Annotated in this window: 2 protein-coding genes and 1 pseudogene; 2 read left to right on the forward strand and 1 reads right to left on the reverse strand. The window is 81.8% G+C overall.

Annotation, left to right across the window (positions count from 1 at the left end; all coding sequences use genetic code 11):
• A pseudogene (locus tag ACRYR7_RS25390) lies at window positions 1-346 on the reverse strand (translation initiation factor IF-2); the annotation flags it as partial.
• A gap of 159 nt (window positions 347-505) precedes the next feature.
• On the opposite strand from ACRYR7_RS25390, the gene ACRYR7_RS25395 reads away from it, so the two are divergent.
• Together ACRYR7_RS25395 and ACRYR7_RS25400 are read left to right on the forward strand one after the other, a co-directional pair.
• A complete protein-coding gene (locus ACRYR7_RS25395) occupies window positions 506-763 on the forward strand; it encodes a CDGSH iron-sulfur domain-containing protein (protein WP_432575162.1) in 258 nt (85 codons plus the stop codon).
• Between the two features lie 245 nt (window positions 764-1,008).
• On the forward strand, window positions 1,009-1,893 hold the full coding sequence (locus ACRYR7_RS25400; protein WP_432575164.1) for an NAD-dependent epimerase/dehydratase family protein: 885 nt from the start codon (window positions 1,009-1,011) through the stop codon (window positions 1,891-1,893).
• Window positions 1,894-1,937: the final 44 nt, after the last annotated feature.

A 1,937-nucleotide genomic window follows, 5' to 3' on the forward strand; every position in this document is an offset into this window, starting at 1 on the left:
CCCCCCCCCCCCCCCCCCCCCCCCCCCGCCCCCCCCCCCCCCCCCCCCCCCCCCCCCCCCCCCCCCCCCCCCCCCCCCCCCCCCCCCCCCCCCCCCCCCCCCCGGTGCGGGCCGCCAGGGCGCGCAGCTCACCGGCGCCGCCCGCGCCCGGCCCGGCGAGCAGGTGCCGCAGCAGGGCGGCGCTCAGCTCGCCGCGCGCCGGCGGCAGCGGCAGGCGCCCGTCCGCGGCGGCCGCGGCCGGGTCGGGCGCGTGCACGAGCACCGGGTCGTCGGTGCGCGCGCCGGCGGGCGCGGGGGCGGGCCCCGGGGTGGACGTGGTGGTGGGGGTGGGCGTGGTCGTGGTCATCGGCTGGTCCCGTCCTCGTCTGGTGCGCCCGTCGGGGCGCCGTGGGGTGCGCTGCTGGTCCGCCCGGTGCCGGGCCGCCCGGGCCGTCCGGGACGCCCGCGCGAGCGCGGGTCGGGCGCGCAGGTGCGCGCCGCCCCGCCGCGGGGTAGGCAGTGCGTCGTGGATCCCGAGACCCCGACCGCCGCCCGCCCCGACGCCCGCGCCGAGGACGTCACCGTGACCGTCTGCCCCGCCGGGCCGCTGCTGCTGCGCGGGCCGGTCACGCTGCTCGACGGAGAGGGGCGCCGCTTGGACCCCGGGCGCAGGACGGTGGCCCTGTGCCGGTGCGGGCGCAGCGCCGAGGCGCCGTTCTGCGACGGCTCGCACAAGCGGCGCACGCGCCGGCCCGCCGTCGACGGGCCCGCCGCCCCCGCGTGAGGGGCGCCGGGGCGCGGCCGCGCGGAGGGCACCGCCGACGTGCACGAGCTCACAGGTCCTCCGGTCCGCGACAGCAGCACGGCGCGACGGCGCTGCGGCGCGACCGGGGCCCCGTCTCGACCCGTCGGGAACGCTAGGAGGGGGTCCGGGGCCCCGCAACCGGGCGGCGCGGGCGCGGGCGGGCGGGACCGGGCGGGCCCGCCGCTAGGCTGCCGGGCAACCGTTTCCCGGACTGGAGGTCGACGATGCCCACCACCCCGTCGCCGGAGGCGGGCGGCACCGGCCCCGCCCCGCAGCACGTCCTGGTGACCGGTGCCGCCGGCACGATGGGCACGCTGGTGGCCCCCCGCCTGGCGGCCCCCGGGCGCCTGCTGACGCTCACCGACCTGCGCGTGCCCGACCCGCTGCCCGCCCCGCCCGCCGGCGCGCGGGGGCGGGTGCGCTGGGCGCCGCTGTCGGTGACCGACCCGGCCGCGCTGGAGGCGGCCCTGGAGGGCGTCGACGCCGTCGTGCACCTGGGCGGCATCAGCCGCGAGGCGCCGTGGGAGGAGGTGCTCTCCGTCAACGTCGACGGCACCCGCAACCTGCTGGAGGCCGCCGTGCGCCGCGGGGTGCGCCGCGTCGTGCTCGCCTCCAGCAACCACGCCGTCGGCTACCGCACCCGCGACGAGGTCGTCGACGGGTACCTGCCCGCCGACGTGCCGGTGCGCCCGGACAGCTACTACGGCTGGAGCAAGGCCGCGATCGAGGCCCTGGGGCAGCTCTACAGCGACCGCCACGGCCTGCAGGTCGTGGCCCTGCGCATCGGCAGCTGCTTCCCCGACCCGGTCCCGCTGGGGGTGCGGGGGCTGTCCACGTGGATGTCCGGCGACGACGCGGTGCGGCTGCTGGAGGCCGCGGTCACCGACCGCACCCCCGGGTACTCGGTGGTGTGGGGCGTCTCGCGCAACACCCGCCGCTGGTTCAGCCTGGCCGAGGGCGAGGCGCTGGGCTACCGCCCGCGCGACGACGCCGAGGGCCACGCCGGCCGGGTCCTCGCGCCCGGCGACGAGCCCGACGTGCGCTCGCCCGACCTCTTCCGCGTCGGCGGGGCCGCGTTCCTGGACAACCCGCTGGGGCGGCGCAACTGAGCCCCGCGCCGGGCACCGGCCCCGCGCCGGGCGCCTGCCCGGCG

This window comes from Kineococcus gurbantunggutensis (genome assembly GCF_050871925.1).
In the GTDB taxonomy this organism is placed as follows: Bacteria; Actinomycetota; Actinomycetes; order Actinomycetales; family Kineococcaceae; genus Kineococcus.